The sequence below is a fragment of the Paenibacillus hunanensis genome, assembly GCF_014645615.1.
Classification (GTDB): domain Bacteria; phylum Bacillota; class Bacilli; order Paenibacillales; family Paenibacillaceae; genus Saccharibacillus; species Saccharibacillus hunanensis.
The window spans coordinates 25,000-44,745 of sequence record NZ_BMMB01000016.1 but is presented as its reverse complement, the minus strand read 5'-3'; the positions used below and the strand labels follow the sequence as shown (position 1 = coordinate 44,745).

The 19,746-nt window shown below is 47.6% G+C and carries 18 protein-coding genes and 1 tRNA gene; 2 read left to right on the top strand and 17 right to left on the bottom strand.

Annotated features, from left to right (window positions below):
• Positions 1 to 61: 61 nt before the first annotated feature.
• Together IEX62_RS22060 and IEX62_RS22055 are read right to left on the bottom strand one after the other, a co-directional pair.
• Positions 62 to 1,630 (bottom strand): peptidoglycan DD-metalloendopeptidase family protein, encoded by a 1,569-nt coding sequence (locus tag IEX62_RS22060; protein WP_188778338.1) that lies wholly within the window; start codon positions 1,628 to 1,630, stop codon positions 62 to 64.
• A gap of 663 nt (positions 1,631 to 2,293) precedes the next feature.
• Positions 2,294 to 3,580 (bottom strand): adenylosuccinate synthase, encoded by a 1,287-nt coding sequence (locus IEX62_RS22055; protein ID WP_188778336.1) that lies wholly within the window; start codon positions 3,578 to 3,580, stop codon positions 2,294 to 2,296.
• 501 nt (positions 3,581 to 4,081) lie between these two features.
• On the opposite strand from IEX62_RS22055, the gene IEX62_RS22050 reads away from it, so the two are divergent.
• The gene (locus IEX62_RS22050) at positions 4,082 to 5,065 is read left to right on the top strand and encodes a phosphotransferase family protein (protein ID WP_188778335.1); all 984 of its coding nucleotides are present in this window, start codon (positions 4,082 to 4,084) and stop codon (positions 5,063 to 5,065) included.
• Positions 5,066 to 5,145: 80 nt separating this feature from the next.
• Here the strand turns inward: IEX62_RS22050 and dnaB are convergent, their stop codons facing one another.
• From dnaB to IEX62_RS22000, 10 genes are all read right to left on the bottom strand, one after another.
• Complete coding sequence (gene dnaB / locus IEX62_RS22045; protein WP_188778333.1) at positions 5,146 to 6,504, bottom strand: replicative DNA helicase; 1,359 nt, start codon at positions 6,502 to 6,504, stop codon at positions 5,146 to 5,148.
• 2 nt (positions 6,505 to 6,506) lie between these two features.
• Positions 6,507 to 6,950 carry a 50S ribosomal protein L9 gene (gene rplI, locus IEX62_RS22040; RefSeq protein ID WP_188778331.1) on the bottom strand — a complete coding sequence of 148 codons (444 nt, stop codon included), beginning with the start codon at positions 6,948 to 6,950 and terminating at the stop codon, positions 6,507 to 6,509.
• Positions 6,947 to 8,956, bottom strand: coding sequence for a DHH family phosphoesterase (locus tag IEX62_RS22035; RefSeq protein WP_188778359.1), 2,010 nt, complete (start codon positions 8,954 to 8,956; stop codon positions 6,947 to 6,949). The genes rplI and IEX62_RS22035 overlap by 4 nt, the downstream gene beginning before the upstream one ends.
• A 12-nt stretch (positions 8,957 to 8,968) precedes the next feature.
• The gene (locus IEX62_RS22030) at positions 8,969 to 9,904 is read right to left on the bottom strand and encodes a DUF2232 domain-containing protein (RefSeq protein WP_268239828.1); all 936 of its coding nucleotides are present in this window, start codon (positions 9,902 to 9,904) and stop codon (positions 8,969 to 8,971) included.
• A gap of 107 nt (positions 9,905 to 10,011) precedes the next feature.
• Entirely contained in the window at positions 10,012 to 10,458 is a 447-nt protein-coding gene (locus tag IEX62_RS22025) for a CBS domain-containing protein (RefSeq protein WP_188778326.1), read from the bottom strand.
• A 211-nt stretch (positions 10,459 to 10,669) separates the two neighbouring features.
• Positions 10,670 to 11,704: an LCP family protein gene (locus IEX62_RS22020; RefSeq protein ID WP_188778324.1), complete on the bottom strand. Its 1,035-nt coding sequence runs from the start codon at positions 11,702 to 11,704 to the stop codon at positions 10,670 to 10,672.
• A gap of 268 nt (positions 11,705 to 11,972) precedes the next feature.
• On the bottom strand, positions 11,973 to 12,248 hold the full coding sequence (gene rpsR / locus IEX62_RS22015) for a 30S ribosomal protein S18 (RefSeq protein WP_188778322.1): 276 nt from the start codon (positions 12,246 to 12,248) through the stop codon (positions 11,973 to 11,975).
• 21 nt (positions 12,249 to 12,269) lie between these two features.
• Entirely contained in the window at positions 12,270 to 12,764 is a 495-nt protein-coding gene (ssb, locus tag IEX62_RS22010) for a single-stranded DNA-binding protein (protein ID WP_188778320.1), read from the bottom strand.
• A 44-nt stretch (positions 12,765 to 12,808) separates the two neighbouring features.
• The gene (gene rpsF, locus IEX62_RS22005; RefSeq protein ID WP_188778317.1) at positions 12,809 to 13,096 is read right to left on the bottom strand and encodes a 30S ribosomal protein S6; all 288 of its coding nucleotides are present in this window, start codon (positions 13,094 to 13,096) and stop codon (positions 12,809 to 12,811) included.
• Positions 13,097 to 13,394: 298 nt separating this feature from the next.
• A tRNA-Ser gene (locus IEX62_RS22000) sits at positions 13,395 to 13,486 on the bottom strand.
• A gap of 358 nt (positions 13,487 to 13,844) precedes the next feature.
• Between IEX62_RS22000 and IEX62_RS21995 the strand changes: the two genes are divergently transcribed.
• Positions 13,845 to 14,666, top strand: a complete 822-nt coding sequence (locus IEX62_RS21995) for a purine-nucleoside phosphorylase (protein WP_188778315.1) — start codon at positions 13,845 to 13,847, stop codon at positions 14,664 to 14,666.
• A gap of 611 nt (positions 14,667 to 15,277) precedes the next feature.
• Here IEX62_RS21995 and IEX62_RS21990 read toward each other — a convergent pair.
• The 5 genes from IEX62_RS21990 to IEX62_RS21970 form a co-directional block, all read right to left on the bottom strand.
• On the bottom strand, positions 15,278 to 15,502 hold the full coding sequence (locus IEX62_RS21990; protein ID WP_188778313.1) for a DUF951 domain-containing protein: 225 nt from the start codon (positions 15,500 to 15,502) through the stop codon (positions 15,278 to 15,280).
• 286 nt (positions 15,503 to 15,788) lie between these two features.
• Positions 15,789 to 16,802, bottom strand: a complete 1,014-nt coding sequence (locus tag IEX62_RS21985) for a mechanosensitive ion channel family protein (RefSeq protein ID WP_188778311.1) — start codon at positions 16,800 to 16,802, stop codon at positions 15,789 to 15,791.
• A 42-nt stretch (positions 16,803 to 16,844) separates the two neighbouring features.
• Positions 16,845 to 17,096 carry a putative Se/S carrier protein gene (locus tag IEX62_RS21980; RefSeq protein WP_188778309.1) on the bottom strand — a complete coding sequence of 84 codons (252 nt, stop codon included), beginning with the start codon at positions 17,094 to 17,096 and terminating at the stop codon, positions 16,845 to 16,847.
• Positions 17,097 to 17,440: 344 nt separating this feature from the next.
• On the bottom strand, positions 17,441 to 17,947 hold the full coding sequence (locus tag IEX62_RS21975) for a DUF4446 family protein (RefSeq protein WP_188778307.1): 507 nt from the start codon (positions 17,945 to 17,947) through the stop codon (positions 17,441 to 17,443).
• Positions 17,948 to 18,236: 289 nt separating this feature from the next.
• Positions 18,237 to 19,427: an aminotransferase class V-fold PLP-dependent enzyme gene (locus IEX62_RS21970; RefSeq protein ID WP_188778305.1), complete on the bottom strand. Its 1,191-nt coding sequence runs from the start codon at positions 19,425 to 19,427 to the stop codon at positions 18,237 to 18,239.
• Positions 19,428 to 19,746 lie beyond the last annotated feature (319 nt).

Here is a 19,746-nt window from a genome sequence, read left to right as displayed (position 1 = left end):
ATTTATAACATACTATAAAATTGCGTTTCATTCAGCAATTCACGATTAAATCCAACCTAGATTAACGCAGATAAGACAGTGGATTTTGCAATGCTCCACCACTATGCACCTCAAAGTGCAGATGCGTACCGAAGGAGTGCCCAGTATTGCCCATCACACCGATATGCTGACCCTTCTCCACGACTGTACCACTGCTCACATCAATCTGGCTCAGGTGACCGTACAGTGTCTGATAGCCATTGCGATGGTCGATAATGATCGCATTACCATAGCCTGTCATCGTACCTGCAAAGGTCACGAAACCATCATCGGCTGCCATTACAGACGAGCTGCCAACCATATCGATCCCTTTGTGCATCCGACCCCAACGCTGACCAAATGGACTCGTTACCGTCGCGCCGCTAACTGGCCAGATAAAGTTACCGCTACCTTCACCGACAACGACCTTTGTACCTTTGACGATGATTTTCGGCGACGATTCCTTCACGACTTCCTGACCTACCCATTCCTCACGTAGCACCTGACCGTTTTCCTTCACGACACGATAGTCGATCCGTTTTAGACCCTGTGAGCCGCCAGAGATCACTTTACTCTCGCCTGCACGCATATTGTCGCTCTTACGAATCTCGACGTCTGGCTCGGTCACTACCTGCTCGGAATAATCCTCCACTGTCGTTACAGTGATCGGTGGCTGTGGCACGGTTAGTGTCAGCTCGTCTCCAATTTGCAGCGAGGTTTCTTTAATACCCGGATTATGCTCAAAAATTTCCTTTTGCGAAATATCATAGCTGGACGCGATCGAGCTGATCGTATCGCCCTCACGCACGTTATATTTCAGTGGAGCCTCCACGCCAGTCAGCATCACCTTGGCAAGCTCCTTGCTGCTGAGCAGCTTTTGTGGATTCGCCTTGATCTGATTGGCAGCTACCTTCTGGTTGATCTTTACCGATTCCAGCTTGTTTACTTTTTTACTGTACGCATAGCTTTGCGCCAGCTTTTTAACCGAGCTTTTATTCATATTAGCAGCTGCGGCTTCGGCTTTCTGAGTGTACGTTTTTTGGACGATTTTCAGTGCCGAATCGATCGTTGCCTGATCTTTAACGACACCGATCTTTGTATCGCCTACTGTAACCTCTACACCTTTGGCATACGCTGTCAGCATTTTATCTAATTGCTTGAGTGTACTTTGCGAATCGATCTGTGCTTTGAACGCTTTTTCCTCGGTGGTTGTGATGCCATTCGTATTCAGTACCATACTGGCATCTGGATACTTTTTCTGATAAGCAGCACGCTTTTGCTGGAATAGCTGCTCCAGCTCCGATTTGTTCAAAATACTACCAATCGCCTGACCTTTAACCGAAACGACATAATACGGAACGGTATTCGCTGTCACATAATGATTTCCCGCCAAAACAAGTCCGCCTGCCACAGCCACACTGCCAATTACAAGCATAAGGCGCGTGCGTACTTTGTTTTTCCCCTGACGAAGATGATCAACCGTGATCGTATACCATTTACTTCCCTGTGGATCCTGCTCCCCAGCAGGTGACTGTGCCTGTTTCCCCGGCTTAGCCTTTGAAGCATGCTTTGATGTCAGCTCTGCTTCTTCTTTTCCTTTCAAACTTTTCATGACCGTCTCCTTTTGCTTTCCATGCTAAAATTCAATACGTATATTCCGTTTCATGTCCATTAGATTCCCAATTCGTCTGCAAATAGAGCGATTCGTTATGTCGCTATCATCGCGGTGTATGCCATTATCATCTATACGATGAAGCCTCGTCCTTAGGTAGTCTGGAATGATCATCAGCGAGCATTTCACAGGAGAAGAAGCTATCGTGGCAATTCACAGGAGGATAGGCATAGCAGCCTAATAGGCAGACGATCATCGTGTACGATGTGTAGTGCGGTGATGTATAGTACGATCCAATACAGCCATAATTATTAAAATCTGTCATACAAAAGTGTCAAAAAATTAACCTTTTTGACTCCCCGTTTACTTTACCATAATCTCTGCCCTGGTTTCAACTTTACAATTCATATAACAGAATCTTCTCCAAGAGCCGACCAAGCCGCGTCCTACATACAAAAAAGGCATCCCCGTAAGGATGCCTTCCTCTAAAAATTAAAGATGATAACAGGCGATTGCCCGTATTTTTCGTAACAACTCGATTGAATTCAGCGATTTGATAAGGGAATCATCGTCGGTCTATTCCCACTAACTGAACAGTAACCGGAAAATACTGTAACAGTACCCTCTATATCTCCAATTCAATCGATATCATAATGATGCAAATTAAACGTAGATTGGAGCTACCTGATTCGTCTGCTCACGGTTACGTCCAACCGAGAAAATCGCGATCGGAATACCTGTCAGCTCGGATACACGGTTCACATAATTGCGAGTCGTTTCAGGCAATTCTTCCAGCGTCTTCACACCTGTAATGTCCTCGCTCCAGCCCGGCATTTCTTCATATACTGCTTCACAGTCAGCCAGATGCTTCAGGCTTGCTGGGTAGTGTGTGATGAATTCGCCTTTGTATTTGTAGCCTGTGCAGATTTTTACGGTGTCCAGACCTGTCAGTACATCCAGCGAGTTCAGGGACAAGCCTGTAATACCACTCACGCGACGTGCATGACGGACAACGACCGTATCGAACCAGCCCACACGACGTGGACGACCTGTTACTGTACCATATTCATGACCTTTTTCACGAATCGTATTCCCTACTTCATCATACAGCTCAGTTGGGAATGGGCCATCACCGACACGAGTCGTGTATGCCTTCGCTACACCGATAACCTGCTGAATGCGAGCCGGACCTACACCGGAACCGATGCACACGCCGCCAGCAGACGGGTTAGAGGAGGTAACGAACGGATACGTACCCTGGTCGATATCAAGCATAACGCCCTGTGCACCCTCGAACAGCACTTTTTTACCTTCATCGATTGCATCGTTCAGGACAACGGATGTATCGCGTACATACGGGCGCAGCTTTTCAGCATAGCCGAGATAGTCGGACAGAATTTGCTCTACATCGACTGGCTCGCCGCCGTATACTTGCGTGATCACCTGATTTTTCTCTTTGACGAGGTGGCGCAGCTTTTGCTCAAATTCTTCTGCATCCATCAAGTCAGCAATACGGATACCCACGCGGGACGCTTTGTCCATATAACAAGGGCCGATCCCTTTACCGGTTGTACCGATCTTGTTCGGGCCTTTACGCTCTTCTTCCAGCAGATCCAGTACCATATGGTATGGCAAAATCACGTGCGCACGATCGCTGATCGTCAGGTTTTTCGTGGAAAATCCATTTTCATGCACATAGCTGATCTCGTCGATCAGTGCAGCCGGGTTGATCACCATACCATTACCGATTACACATGCTTTATCTTCATAGAAGATACCGGAAGGTACCATCGTCAATTTATATTTTTTCTCATTAATCAAAATCGTATGTCCAGCATTGTTACCGCCTTGATAGCGTGCAACAACGTCCGCACTCTCCGAAAGATAGTCGGTAATTTTACCTTTGCCTTCGTCTCCCCATTGTGTTCCCACAACGACTACAGTTGACATATTCATTCCTCCGTAGGTGTATGTACACCGTATATTTGCGCTGTCGCTTTCTGTGCATAAGGGCAACAAGCCGGGCATACACGCCACAGCCGACTTACCAGCGACAGAAAAAGCACAGCATGAAACCTCCTTGCGAGGAACGGTCGGGCAAATGCAAGCATACAAACCGTTTTCGCGGGCGGAAGCTCGTCCCATTGCGGTAAAGGATCAGAACGTATTCTGATCTAACAGGATATTGACATCCAAAAGCACTATTGCGCTTTACCGCAGCATTTACAGTGTAACAGGACAATTTTTTAAAGTCAAATGAAAAGCGAACGATAACATGATATAAAATTATCATCGTTCGGAAATAAAACATTATATCTTGCAAATAGGAATAGATTTCAGAAACTTTACCTATATTTTAAAATGTAAACCGCTCAGCCAGTCTGCCTGTTTTTCAGGGTTCTCGCATCTTTTGAGTATAATGGAATCATACTTGCGATAAAGGAGAACCCTATGAAAGAAAATTGGGAGCATAAAAGTACCGCTAATGAGCTATCCCCTATTTTATTGAAGCAAATGATCCAGCGTGCATTTTCAGGCAAAACCGTGGCGCAGCTACAGCGAACCAGCACCGGGCTGAGTAATGGCAGCTATCGCTTCACACTGGAGCAGGAAGATCGCCCTTATCTGCTGCGTGTCTCGTCAGGTAGCCCGGACATCGCCAGTAAGGAAGTGGCCATTACCCAGCTGGTCGCTGCTACAGTTCCTATTGCAGAATACATATATTCGGAGATTAAGCCGATCAGCGAAGGCCCTTCGTGGGCGATTATAGAATGGAAAGAAGGGGTTTTGCTTGCAGACATTATTCGATCAGGCGATCAGGCTCGCATAGCTGCCGCTGGCAGAGCGGTTGGTCATGACCTCGCCTGTATACATCAGCATCATTTCTCACAGGCTGGCTTCTGGGGTGCCACACTTGATATCGTTGAGTCGCTACAGCCTGGTATCGAGACATGGACTGCCTTTGTTCAGCATAGCCTTCAGCATCATCGCAGCGGTCAATGGCTGGATGAACAGGAACAGCACGCTGTACAGCAATTTCTTGAAAATAGCCGTGAGCGCCTGCTCGAGCTGGAGCTGAATGAGCCACCACTTCTGGTGCATGCTGACTTTAACGGGCTGAACATTTTGATACAGGAATCAGCTCAGACTGCCTCAGTAGCTGCGGTGCTGGATTGGGAATTTGCCTTTGCAGGTACACGCTATACCGATATTGGGAATATGCTACGTTATGAAGCGGTCGATTCGCTGTACGAGCAGCATTTTCTGGAAGGCTATCGTGCAGGTGGAGGTACACTACATTCGGAATGGCGACTCCTATCTCGGCTGGAAGACCTGATCGCTCTATGTGATATGCTGAATAGCTCAGATCAGCATATGCCCCGGCGTATTGCCGATCTACGCCGATTGATCGCGCGGTCGATTCAGGATGTCTAAGTTATAGCCCTACTATGTATGACATTTAATACAAAAATGGCAGGACAGCATCCCTTCGATGCCATCCTGCCATTTCTAATCTATCCCGTGAACATATCCGATTGGACACGTTCGTAATTGACGAATTTATTGAAGTTTTTCAAAAAGACAAGCTCGACCGTACCGACCGGGCCATTACGCTGTTTGGCGATAATGATCTCGATGATATTTTTCTTTTCCGTGTCCTGATTGTAGTAATCATCACGATACAGGAAGGATACGATATCAGCATCCTGCTCAATCGAGCCAGATTCCCGAAGGTCAGACATCATCGGACGCTTATCCTGACGCTGCTCGACACCACGGCTGAGCTGAGACAGGGCGATAACCGGCACATGCAGCTCACGGGCGATCTGCTTGAGCGTACGCGAGATTTCAGATACTTCCTGCTGACGGTTCTCGCCCGCTTTACCGCGACCGGAGATGAGCTGGAGATAGTCGATAACGATCATTCCAAGTCCCTTCTCCTTTTTCAGTCGGCGGCATTTGGCACGAATCTCGGATACCGTAATACCCGGTGTATCATCGATATAGATCTCCGATTCCGACAGGGACGCAATACCCATCGTCAGCTTCATCCAGTCCTCTTCCTTGAACTCACCGGTACGCATCACGCTCGCGTCCAGATTGGCTTCGGCACAGATCATACGCTGTACTAGCTGTGCAGCCGACATCTCCAGACTGAAGATCGCAACTGTTTCCTTCGCACGTACGGCGACGTTTTGCGCGATATTCAGGGCAAACGCCGTTTTACCTACAGACGGACGTGCAGCTACGATAATCAAGTCACTGCGCTGGAAGCCAGCCGTCATTTTATCCAGATCGATAAAGCCTGTTGGAATCCCGGTCGTATTACCGCTATTCTCACTCAGCGTTTCGACGCGCTCGAATACCTCCATCAACACATCGCGAATAGCGATAAAGCCACTGCCACTGCGTCGGTTGGAGATTTCAAGGATTTTACGCTCGGCATCGCCTAGCATACTGCCGACGTCCTCGCCGCCCGTATAGCCTTCACTAACGATCTGTGTCGCTGTACGAATCAGACGACGCAGCATCGATTTTTCTTCAATAATCTGTGCGTAATAATCTACGTTCGCTGCGGTCGGCACCGCATTGGCAAGCTTCGCCAGATAGCTTACACCGCCCACATCCTCCAGCTGCGTACGATCCTGTAGCAGGGAGGTGAGTGTAATCAGGTCAATCGGCTGATTCTCTTCCCCCAGATTGACCATCGCTTCATAGATCAACTGGTGGGATTTGTCGTAAAAGTCTTCGGTGTCGATACGCTCCATGACGCTGATTAGCGCTTCGGATTGCAGCAAAATGGCACCCAGAACCGCCTGTTCAGCTTCCAGATTCTGCGGAGGAACCCGGTCGTAAAATATTTCGCCGCCCATGCTTATTCCTCTGTAACTTGGACTTTAAGCGTAGCTTTTACTTCTGGGTGTAGCTTTACCGTTACCTGAGTTACACCCAGCGTGCGGATTGGCTCGTCCAGATCAATTTTACGCTTATCGATTTTGTGACCCTGCTTAGACAGCGCCTCGGCAATTTGCTTGCTGGTGATCGCACCAAACAGGCGACCGCCTTCACCGGATTTTGCTTTCAGCTGTACCGTAAGCTCCTCCAGTGTTTTGCCCAGCTCTTGAGCCGCTTCTTTTTCCTCTTGCTTGTGACGCTCTACCGCAGCATGCTGTGTTTCGAGGATTTTGATGTTACCGCCGGTTGCTGGCTTCGCATGACCATTTTTGATCAGGAAGTTTTGTGCGTAACCGTCCGATACTTCTTTAACCTCACCTTTTTTACCTGTTCCTTTAACATCTTTCAGCAAAATGACCTTCATTCAAATAACCCCTCTTCCTCATTCATTTGATTCAGTACATCCAGCAGACGCTTTTCTGCATCTGCAATATTGCCTTCAAGCTGTACAGCAGCGTTCGTTAAATGACCGCCACCGCCCAGACGTTCCATGACGACCTGAACATTCATCTTGCCCATCGAACGGGCACTTATGCCGATCAGTCCGTCCATACGCTCACTAATGACGAACGAAGCGTACACATTGTTCATATTCAGCAGCGCATCAGCTACCTGTGCGATTAGCATCTGTGATTCCTGCTGTCCCGGGTCGGTAACCGCAAGCGCAATATGCTCGTGAATGATGCGAGCCTTTTTCATGATCTCCGATTTGGCGATAAACTCGTTCAAATCCTCCTTCATCATCTGCTGCACCATCACGGTATCTGCACCATTCCGGCGTAGGAAGCCTGCCGCCTCGAACGTACGCGAGCCGGTATGCAGAGCAAAATGCTTCGTATCCAGCGTAATCCCGGCCAGCAGTGACGTCGCTTCCAGCGTCGTGAACTGTACCTTGTCATGAATATATTGTAGCAATTCAGTGACCAGCTCACAGGCAGAGGACGCATACGGCTCCAGATAGACAAGCACCGCATCGTTGATGAACTCCTCACCACGACGATGATGGTCGATAACGACCACACGACGTGCGCGTTCCACCAGCTTGGGCTCAATCGTCATCGATGCCTTATGCGTATCCACGACGACCATCAGCGTACGCTCGGTAATAATACTGAGCGCTTCCTCCGGTGTAATAAAGCGTACCGACAGACGCTCATCATTGTTAATACGCTCCATCATCCGCTCAATCGACGGATTCACACCGTCCAGCACGATATAAGCTTCAACCTCGTACATATCGGCTGCCTTCAATATACCGATACAGGCACCGATCACGTCCATATCCGGGATTTTATGCCCCATCACCAGCACCTGATCGCTATCCAGCATCAGATCGCGTAGCGCATGCGAGATCACGCGTGCGCGGACACGAGTACGCTTCTCGATCGCATTGGACTTGCCGCCATAAAAGGATAATCGCTGCTCGGCACGCACCGCTGCCTGATCGCCACCGCGTCCCAGCGCCATATCCAGACTCGATTGCGCCAGCTCACCCAGCTCGCTGATCGTCTCGGTACCGAAGCCAATCCCGATACTGAGCGTGAGTGGAACCTTCAAATCCGCCGTCATCTCGCGCACCTCGTCCAAAATAACGAATCGGCTCTGCTCCAGCTCACGCAGCGATCTGCGATCCAGCAGCAGCAGATAACGCTCGGACGACAGACGGCGCACATAGATACGATACGTTTTCGCCCAATCGGTAATACGTGTCGCCACCCGTGCAATCAGGCTTGCGCGTAGCTGATCATCCATCCCCTGCGAAGCTTCATCAAAGTTATCGAGCAGCACTACACCGATCGCCAGACGCTCATCCTCATACCGATCACGCAGACCGGCAAACTCGGTCACGTCCTGCACATAGATCAGCCGCTCATCGGGCAGCACAATACACTCTAATGTACGTGCATCATGCTGTAGCTCAAAGCGAACTTCCTTAATCGCACTCTTCTCCCGCGTGGCTTCCTTACGCGCATCCAGCGCCTTTTTATACTGCTCCTGAAAATGATTAAAGCATTCGTCCAGCGGCGAGCCAACCAGCGTCTTACGCCCAAATAGACCCGCGATATAACGGTTATGCCATTCAATCGAAAACTTGTTGTCATACAAAACAAGACCGAAAGGAAGCGTACTGACTGCTTCCTCCTCGACGCGCCGGATACGAAATGACAGACCCGCAATGTATTCATCCAGTTCACGGCGAAAGGCAAGCTCTGAACGAACCAGAATCACAGCGAACACAGCGACTGCACATAGAGCCACCAGTCCGACGACCCAGTTGAACCAGGAGAGCACGATCACAAGCACCAGCATGAGCAGTGATGCCCATACTGACCGGTATCCGTGCCAGCGGTTTAGCAAAAAATTAGGCATCATTCATCACCCTTACCGTTTCGGTCTCGTAATATACTCGCGGAGCGGAAATGCCAGATCCAGAATACCGATAATCCGCAGCGGCGGAATCAATACGACAACGATCGATAGCACGAAGGGCAGGAAAGAGCCCCATTTTCGATGACTCGCCCAGAAAAAGACAAAGCCAATCGTCTGGATCGTGAATGCCAGATGTACCAGTGGCATAAAGTTTAATACAATCGCGGCAAGTACGCCTGTGATATTTGCCCGCGCAATGATCTCCAGAAATACAGCGATCAAATAGTACCAGATCAGCGAGCGTGGCAGACGCCAGTCGCGTGCAGGCTTGAGGCGTGGTACCGAATAGCCCATACTTTCCAGCAGCGGACGCGAGATGGCATGCGTAATGATTGCCATCGTAAAGGAGGCAATAATCAATCCGCTCGGAATGAGCGTGAGCGTATAATTGCTCAGCCCGATAATATACTCCGGTGTTAACACATCACTCAGATCGGTATTCACATCTGCCATCGCACGCAGTGGTGTAATCGCAATTTCGATCACATCACGTACATACTGACCCAGACTGAAATGGAATACCGCTGTTGCAATGAGCAGCAGCACCAGTAGCTCGACCAGAGCCGTTAAGCCGCCTGCAAAAATAATCCGTAATGCAGGGGTGAATTTCTTATACATCCTGCCCATGACGATACCGGGGATCATGAAAAATAACCCGAGTATCGGTAAAAACAAGCCCGCCTGTCCGGCAAAAATCAAGGCAATCAGCCACACCGGAATCATATGCATAATGAATTGGCGCAAGGTCAATGTTGAATACAGCACGACGATGGGTACGATGAGAAATAGCATACCAATGACTCTGACAGATGTTATTAAAGATAGCAGCAGGAGCAGATATGCAGCGCTCCAGGCTATGGATGTCCAGCGCAGTTTCAAACGATTCACCTCTTACGCACAAGTTGTTCGGCCTCGCTAAAAAAGATTTACTCATAATTATAGCATAGACGAAGGCACGGACGCACGGAATTATACAGCGGGCACAGCCTCCTGCATTAGCTGCCGGAGATACGGTTTTTTTCGGCGATATACTCGCCACCTCGTACAAATTGCTCACAATATTCAATAATCTGACTACGACGTACAATGCCGATAAATCGGTTCATATCGTCAACAACAGGCACAAAGTTCTGTACCTTGGCGAGATTAATCAGGTCTTCCATATTGGCATCAATCGATACCGGCTTATCATCCCGCTTGAGCGGAATTTCAGATAGTAAAAACTTTGAAGCATTTTCAAACGTAACCTTGCCACCGGAATTTTTCATAAACCAGAGCAGGTCTCCTTCGGTAATCGTACCGACGTACTTTCCGTTCTTATCCAGCATAGGAATTGATGTATAGCGGTGGTACTCCATCCGTTCCAGCGTCTGGCGCAGCGTCGAATTAAGGGTGACGCAAACGACCTCCTGCTTGGGCAGCAGAAAAAACGCGATATTCATGAAAAAATGTCCTCCTCGTCGTATTACGGCCTTCAGGTGCCATAGAGCAGCCTGGTGCAGCAAAGATTGACTCGATGTAGCGACAGAACAGAGAATCGAACAGCTTACTCATTCCGCCGCAGTAGCTTGATATCGTACCGTATGGCATGGTGACGATGCTTCTCTTCTATTTTAAGCGATAAAGGGATCACAATAAAGCGAGTTGCCCAAGTTATCGAACTTCGGACTTCGATGTGACCGTTTCGGTGCTTCCCTCTGCCGCATCCTTTGTCGGCTCAGACGGCTTCGCATCCGGCCCTTCCTTACTCATCCAGTCATCGATCAGTTGCTTGGCCTCCTTCAGCTCATCCTCATGCGGGATATCATAATAGACGCCATCGATCTTTTTACCATCTCCAGCAATCGTGAACGCTTCAACCTGCGGCTCACCTGTGCGCAGCAATTGACTCAGGATGCCCGTTAAAAGCTCTGGACGCATATCGGTTTTAAAATTATCCCCCATAATATTCAGCAGCTCCGGTACACGATCCAGCTGCTTCAATTGAAACGCCTGATCAGCCATCGCCTGCAAAAAGATCTGCTGACGCTTTGTCCGATTAAAATCGCTATCCTCGCGGTAGCGTACATAATAAAGCGCTTCCTGTCCTGAATATATCGGCTTATTGGCCTTGATCGTGAACTGCTCATGATTCGGATCACGGTTCACAATATCCTTTTCAATCGGCAGCTTCACACCACCCAGAGCATCGACCGCATCCACTAATCCGTGAAAATTAATCGAAGCATAATAATTCAGCTTCTCATCCAAAAAATGCTCGACCGTATCCATTGTCATCTTAATCCCGCCAAAGGCGTAAGCATGATTGATCTTATCCATCCGATCGCGCCCGACAATCTCGGTATACGTATCGCGCGGAATCGAAATTAGCAAAATTCGATTCTCCAGCGGACGTACGACAGCATAAATAAGCGTGTCTGAACGCGCCTTCTCGTTCTCACGCTGATCACTTCCGACGAGCAAAATCGAGAATGGTTCTGTCATTACAATTGCCGGTTCCGTTTCCTCCTGCTCGCCGCCCATCTGACGTACAGGCTGATACGTCTGCTGAAGCTGAGTTTCCAGTGAATCGGCGACAAACCAGTCAAACATCGTAGCTGAAATTGGCTTCCACCATATCCACACGCTCGCTAGTAACAGCAAGCAAGCAGTCGCAATACCAGTCCCTATTTTTTGCTTTCTTGTCATTGTCCCATTCCTCATTTCAGGCAGACCTATGTTTTAAGTTCATTAAACGTAAGATGCGCGGAATGACACAAATTACATTATTTTACACCACCATCTCCAGTGTGGAGGATGACAGGCTTCATTGCAAGTATTTTACGAAATCCATCTATCGTATGTGCTTCATTGTCTATGTACATACATATAAAAAAGCGTACAGACGACCGATTTCACGAGGAAATACGGCGCTGTACGCTCGGTCTGATTTGCAGACAGGCTGCAAGGTCAGATACTATTCAGTAGTGTATGGCAGCAGTGCGATTTGACGGGAACGTTTAATCGCAGTAGTCAGCATACGCTGATATTTTGCACTTGTACCAGTCACACGACGCGGCAAGATTTTGCCACGCTCGCTGATAAATTTACGAAGCAGGTCCGTATCTTTATAGTCGATGTGAGTGATTTTGTTTACAGTGAAGTAACATACTTTACGGCGTTTGTTGCGACCGCGGCGTCCACCTGGACGTCTGCCTTCGCCATCTCCGCTTTCACGTCTATTAAAGCTCATCTGATTCATTCCTTTCCTACATTAAAATGGCAAATCATCATCGGAAATATCTATCGGTTTACCGTCATCGGAAAATGGATCGTGATTGTCGCGAGAAGAGCTGTTTCCATTGCTGCTGCGGTTACTACTATTGTTGTTACCGCCGCCGTAAGGTGCTTCCTCACGATAGCCTCCACTATTGCTGTTACCACCATCGCGGTTCGATTCAAGGAAACGTACATTATCAGCAATAACTTCAGTCACGTATACACGTTTACCTTCATTATTCTCATAGTTACGCACCTGAATGCGACCTTCGACCGCCGTTAAGCGACCTTTACGTAAGTAGTTGGCGCAAGTTTCTGCCAGTTGTCTCCATGTTACGACCGGAATAAAGTCCGCTTCGCGCTCTCCACCCTGGCTCGTAAAAGGACGATCCACTGCCAGCGTAAACTGCGTCACAGCCACACCTGCAGGTGTATAGCGAAGTTCCGGGTCTTTGGTCAACCGTCCGATCAAAATGACACGGTTTAACAATCCAATCCCCTCCTCAAACGAGTTTACAATTCAATACTTAACAATTACTTCGTAACGTCTACAGTAATCAGATAACGAATAACGTCATCAGAGATCTTCATGATACGCTCAAGCTCAGCTACTACAGCAGGAGTTGCTGTAAAGTTAACCAGAACAAAGATACCATCACGAATTTTGTTGATCTCATACGCAAGACGGCGCTTGCCTTGAATATCATGGGCAGTTACTTCGCCATCAGCTGTAATGATGCCTTTGAAACGTTCAGTCAACGCTTCAACAGCCTCCTGTTCCAGTTCTGGACGCAGAATGTACATTACTTCATAGTTGCGCATAGTTTTCACCTCCTCTTGGACTAAGGCCCCTGATCAATGCCAGGAGCAAGGAACGAGCACAAACTCGAACTGTAATATCATATCATATATAGCGACCACATACAACAATTTATTATTGATATTTACTATGTTTTTTCGCTGCTTTAACTTTACATTTCGATTTTGAACAAATGGATCGGCATCGGAATATATCTAGAATTTCAAGCCGTATCGGAAGCCACATATAAAAAAGCTCCGCCGCAGAACACTGCAACAGAGCTTAGTCACGAATCATATATGTAACAAATCAATAATGGGATGGCGGAGAGAGAGGGATTCGAACCCTCGCACGCCCTAAGACGCCTAACTGATTTCGAGTCAGTCCCCTTATAACCGCTTGGGTACCTCTCCATAGTACCAATCGCTATTCTGCAACAAGCAGAGCGATCAATTTACAACAAAACTGATTATACTTCATCATTTCGCGCTTGGCAATAGATACGTTTACATTTTTCCTGGGGGCTGAATTAGAAGGGTGTGCTAGCTAATCGAGGATGGAGATTAGCTTTATCGAATTGATACTCTTTTACCGCTACATCTGCATAGAACTCGTCCTCGGCTTATCGAGCAGCATGATTCATTTCTGCTGCTCTACTCCTTTATTTACAGGTTATCGTGCATCTCTTACACTGAAGAGGCATCATCGCATAAGACCCGGAGACTATCGATACAGGTATCCATTTAAATTCAAGCAGGGGGAATGTTCATTATGCATCAATCACAACATATTCAGGAAGCAAAAGACTATATTTTGAGCCGTACAGGTGCTATCACACCGGTGATCGGTCTGATTCTGGGCTCTGGCCTTGGTGGACTGGCTGACGAGATCGAGCAGGCTACCGTTATTCCTTATGTGGAGATCCCTCATTTTGCTACATCGGCTGCGGTAGGACATGCGAATGAGCTGGTAATCGGGCAACTGATGGGTCAGACCGTCGTAGCGATGAAAGGTCGTCTCCATTACTATGAAGGCTTTACACTGGATGAGGTTACCTTCCCTGTTCGTATTATGAAGGCACTCGGCGTGGATAAGCTGATCGTTACGAATGCTTGTGGCGCAGTCAATACAAGCTTTGCTCCCGGCGAGCTGATGATCATTACCGATCATATCAATCTGGTTATGAATAATCCGCTGATCGGCCCTAACAACCCAGAGCTGGGTACTCGCTTCCCTGACCTTTCCCAAACCTATCATCCTGAAATGCGCGAAATCGCATTGCGCGTTGCTGCTAAACAGGGCACCTCACTCCAGCAAGGTGTGTACGCATGGTGGACAGGCCCTGCTTATGAAACGCCTGCCGAAATCCGCATGATTCGAACACTCGGTGCAGATGCTGTGGGTATGTCGACTGTACCAGAAGCGATTGTAGCTGTGCACGGTGGTATGAAGGTGCTTGGCATTTCCTGTTTGACCAATATGGCTTGTGGTATTCTGGATCAGCCGCTCAGTCATGATGAGGTAATCGAGGTCGCTGCCAAGGTAAGAACAACGTTTGTTGATCTGATCAAAGGGATTTTGCAAGAAGTTTAATTTTGTTATTATGGAGTAACTTTTTTCATCCTGAATATAACGAGCGCAAAAACGTTATTACCATTTGGGGATGTTGTCTTTTGGCAATGAATGATTATTGACGAATCTGGATGCTTGATGTTACGTTGTAGGGACGCATTTTTGAAAAAGAATAGCGCGCGCTGCTGTTACTTTGAATACATGTTATTCTGTATTCTGTGATGATCAGCAGCATCATATTGTATCTGGTAGAAGCAAATAATACTCTTTTCTCTGATAATTGAAGGGCTTAAAGGGAATTAGGCTGTTTTTTACTATGATCGACTACACCAAAAATATCTCCTATCCTGATATCGTTAACGACAGGCGCTACCATTCGATACATTCTTCAATTCAACATACCGTGAACATATCGATGTATAAAAAAGAGGTTATCCACAGTGGATAACCTCTTTCACACGCTTTTTACTCGTTCATTCGTTAGCAATCCATAGAAAAACGCCATCATTAAAGCTGTGGATAAACTGTTTATGACTTTTTTCGCTTTGACCAATGGATAAGCCTACACGATCGCTCTCTTGTTCCACTTCGATTCGTTTCTTCTTGCAAACGCTACCCTTATTTTGAAGCGATCACTCTGTTGTCGATGCAGGTTCACTTGCATCATTCACAGAACGAAGTACCTTTTTCATATTCTTCTCAAACTTCGCTCGTGGCACGAGTACACTGTGTTTACAGCCCACGCACTTGATTCGGATATCCATTCCCATGCGGATAATCTCCATCTCATTACTACCGCACGGATGCGGTTTTTTCATCTGTACGATATCTCCTAGCTCGAATTGCTTGCGCTCCATTCGGTTCACTCCCTCCGCTCATCTGCATGCTATAGGTGTCATTATATCATCGTCATCAACCTGTGGATAACCATGTGAATGAATGAGACGCCCTCGTTCATGCTCTTATCCACAATCATTTTAGCAGATTTTGTACGTTTTAGGTGACTGTGGATAAAATTATGCATAAAAAACGACCTGCTCATCGTTCATAGCAGGTCGCTTCGTGTATTTTACTATTGTATTCGATAATTATGAAAGTTTCTATCGAACCGCTTTTTGTTCCAGCCATTCATCAATCGCTACTTCATCCATTATTCGAAATATCAGGATCGCGCTTATCATTGGCTTCGGTACGTAAATGCTCACCGGAGTCTGCTGCCTGCTGTGCTGCTGCTTGCTCAGCAGCCTTCCGCTCATCTTCTAGCTTCTGCTCTTTTTCACGATCCAGCTCCTGCTTCACCGCAGTATGGATCGCACGCTCTACATCTGCACGCGAGTTCGGCTGACATTTTGCAATGATACGCAATGAATATTCGCCTGTTGTCAGCGTCTGAATACCGAGCACCTCCGGTACATCCAGCACCTCAAGCTTGTCCGTTTTCATACTTTCTGTGGCGCGCGTTACCATGCCTCTTGCATCCTCCAGCGAACGCTCCATACTCATCGGAATATCCACCACTGCAAGCGAATTGGAAAGCGAGAAGTTCGTTACGCTAATAATCGAACCGTTAGGAATAATATTCACTTCCCCATTCCAGCTCACCAGGCGCGTCGTACGCAATCCTACCATCTGTACGGTGCCCTTATATGTACCAGTCTGAATCACATCACCAACCGCGAATTGATCTTCAAAAATAATGAAAAAGCCGGTAATGATGTCCTTCACGATACTTTGTGCACCAAAACTGATGGCCAGACCTGCAACGCCGGCCCCTGCCAGCAGTGGCCCCAGATTAAAGCCAAACTCATTCAAAATGAGCATGATCATAATAAAGTTAAACACACTGGACACTACATTTTTGCACAGCTCTCCGATCGTCACAAATCGACGGGGATTGGTAGCAATCCGGCTCTTATCCCGTCCAGATAACGAACGCTCAATCACCTTATTAATTAGCTTGATCGCAATTCTTGTTAGGATAAAAATAATAATGATGCGAATCAAGGCAAACGCAAAATTCGTCCACATCGGTACATCTGTTAACCATGACCACAGGCTATCGGTAAACCGATTAATCTCTCCTGATGCACTACTCGCTATTCCTTCGCTACTCAGTAGATTAGTCGTCCACTGACTGGCTATGTCATACAATCTCATACATGATCCTCCCTGCTGTTTGTCGTGCTGACCTGTTATCCATTATGACTCGATCTGAATATACGTCTCACCCTGCTGACGAAATATCCCTCTAATCTCAACCTGCTCCTGCGCGATAATCTGCTGCACCTGCTCTAGCTCCTGCTCAGGAAACTGCAAGGACAGGGCGCAGCCTGCTGTGATCTGCTTAGGTGTCGGGAACATATCATTTTCAATATCTGCATATTCCAGTAGCATCTCTGCGCGTAACGCTTGTTGAGTGGAGTCGAATGCCATAACCAGATTACTATCCATCTTTACCTTTACCCCTCTCAGCATCGACTGTCACGTGTATGCCCTGTTTATCCATGCTCGCTACGGTTCAACTATTGTAGTTGTAGCGTTGTTGTAGCATCATACGGATAAACGGCTAGCCTTGAATACGATCACTTCAAGTGACAGTGTACAGCTCAACATAGTATCCCTATTGTACGCAAAATCAACCACATTGTTCAATTGTCCTTGCACAGCTCGTCCAGAAGCTGGAGCTAAACATGAAAAAACCGCCCATCACAGTGCACGTTTTACGGTAGCACTATCATGTGGCGGTTCATAATGCGGATATCTGCTTGAGGCTATATTCCGGGCTTGATCGATACTCAGCTTTTGGCTGAGGAGCGCGCCAGGCTAATCGCTTCCTGCTCTTCTGGTGACAGATTGTACGTCGATTGTCCTGCCGCGATCGGCTTCGCGTATACATAGGAGCTCTCACGATTATGCAGACCGGTTAATACAAATCCGTCCATATTATCGTTTAACAGGGCAACCGAGAAGCTCAGGTCACTACCATGCTCGGAGAATGCATTGTAACGCTTGATGCCTGTGTACGCCTGTACGGTGCGTAGCTTCGCTTCAATCGCTGCAAAGCGTGCTGTTCTCTGCTTTTCCCCATCTTCGAGCGAATCCATTTGCAGCTTCAGATCCAGCAGCAGTGACTCCAGATCCTCTACTCCACTGCCTGACATCATCAGTTCATAGCGCTTGCGCATTTTACGAAGCTTCGCGCCCTGTACGATTACAATAATCAGTAGCAGCAGGATCAGAAATGCGATCACACCCAAAATCAAAAATAGTTGCTCTGCAACCAGACTGTTCAATTCCGCCATCGTTGTCCGCTCTCCTCTTGTTTCTTTGCCTTATCAGGAAACTATGTCTATTTCCGTAGCTCCTGTATTGTGTTTGTCCGCCATCCGTCATGATCGTTTCGTTCATTTTGCTGGCACATCCAGCATGGTATCCATTATGAATCCTATAGAATTATACTTGGATGAATGACTTTGTTCCATTACCGTTACAAATTTGTAATTTTTTTATTTGCATCTATCATTTTGATCGATGTGCCCTGTACCATTTGCTTGTGCATTCGCTACATTTCATAGCTTAATCGACGATCCTCTACTTTGCTGTACGCTGAATGAACTGTACAGCCTCCAATAGCTGATCGACATGCTGTTCGGTTGTCCCGTAGCCGACACTGGCTCGTACTGCGCCTGTCGCTACCGTACCTGCCATACGGTGTGCCAGCGGTGTACAATGCATACCCGCTCGCACAGCGATGCCATATTGCCGATCCAGTTGAAAGGCAATCTGTGCCGGGTCTTGCTGCTCCATAACAAACGAAACGATACCGGTACGCGGCTCATCTGCCGCTGGCCCTAGCACTCGCAAGCCCTTGATATCTGATAAGCCATCCCATAGACGTGCGACAAGCTGCTGTTCATGAGCAGCGATCGATTCAATCCCCTGATCAAGTACGTATTGAACCCCTGCTGCCAGTCCTGCAATTCCAGGCGTATTGGGCGTACCTGGCTCATATCGATCTGGACGAACCGATGGCTGATCTGCTTCCTCTGATTGACTGCCGGTGCCTCCATATAGCCAAGGAGACAGATCAAGCTCAGGTGCAATGTATAAGCCACCTGTACCCTGCGGACCGAGCAGACCTTTATGCCCTGGGAACGCCGCCATATCGATCTCCCACTCCTGTAGCTTAACCGGAATATGCCCGGCACTTTGTGCAATATCCAGCAGGATACGAGCGCCATGCCGATGAGCAAGCTGCGCCAGCTCTGCCGCAGGCAAAATGCTGCCTAACAGATTGGAGCTGTGATTACAGATCAATAGACGAGTCTGAGCAGTGAACGCCTGATCCACCTCATGTAGATCCAGCTGTCCACAGGCATCAACAGGAATATACGTTACCTGTATACCTGTAGAGCGTTTTAGTGCTTCTAGTGGACGCCACACCGAGTTATGCTCTGTCATCGTCGCAATCACATGATCACCTGGACGCACATAGCCGAAAATCGCCATATTGAGCGCTATCGTTGTATTTGCCGTAAACGCAATATCAACTGGATTGCGCACATCCAGCAGTCTGGCAAGCTGCTGTCTCGCCTTGAGTAGCGTACGACTCGCCTGCACTGCCATGCGATGGCTACCTCGACCCGGGTTAGCAGATTCGTGCAAAAGCGCATGCTGAACAGCCTCCAGCACAGCAGGTGGCTTAGGCCATGATGTCGCCGCATGATCCAAATAAATAATATCGTCCGATGTCGCTTTTCTGGCTGATTTTTGAACGTTCAATGTGCACCCTCCACCAGCTATCTATCCTTGCTCATACATCGCGAATAGCTGTCTTGTTGTTCATCCCTATTCCAATTCCCTGCACGCTTGCACACTATCATCCTGAATCTCAATCGTCTATCCATAAGAAAAGACGCCCGACATGATAAAGACGGGCGCCTGATCAGCCTTAGAATGATGTTCCTTTGAAATTATTGGCTATACCCATACCGCGAAGTCTATACCTCATTCCGAAGTATAAAATCAGCAGTATAAAGATCAAGCTGTAATTCGCAGCGTTCGTATTCACTTTACACTTATTCTTAAATGTATCAGCATG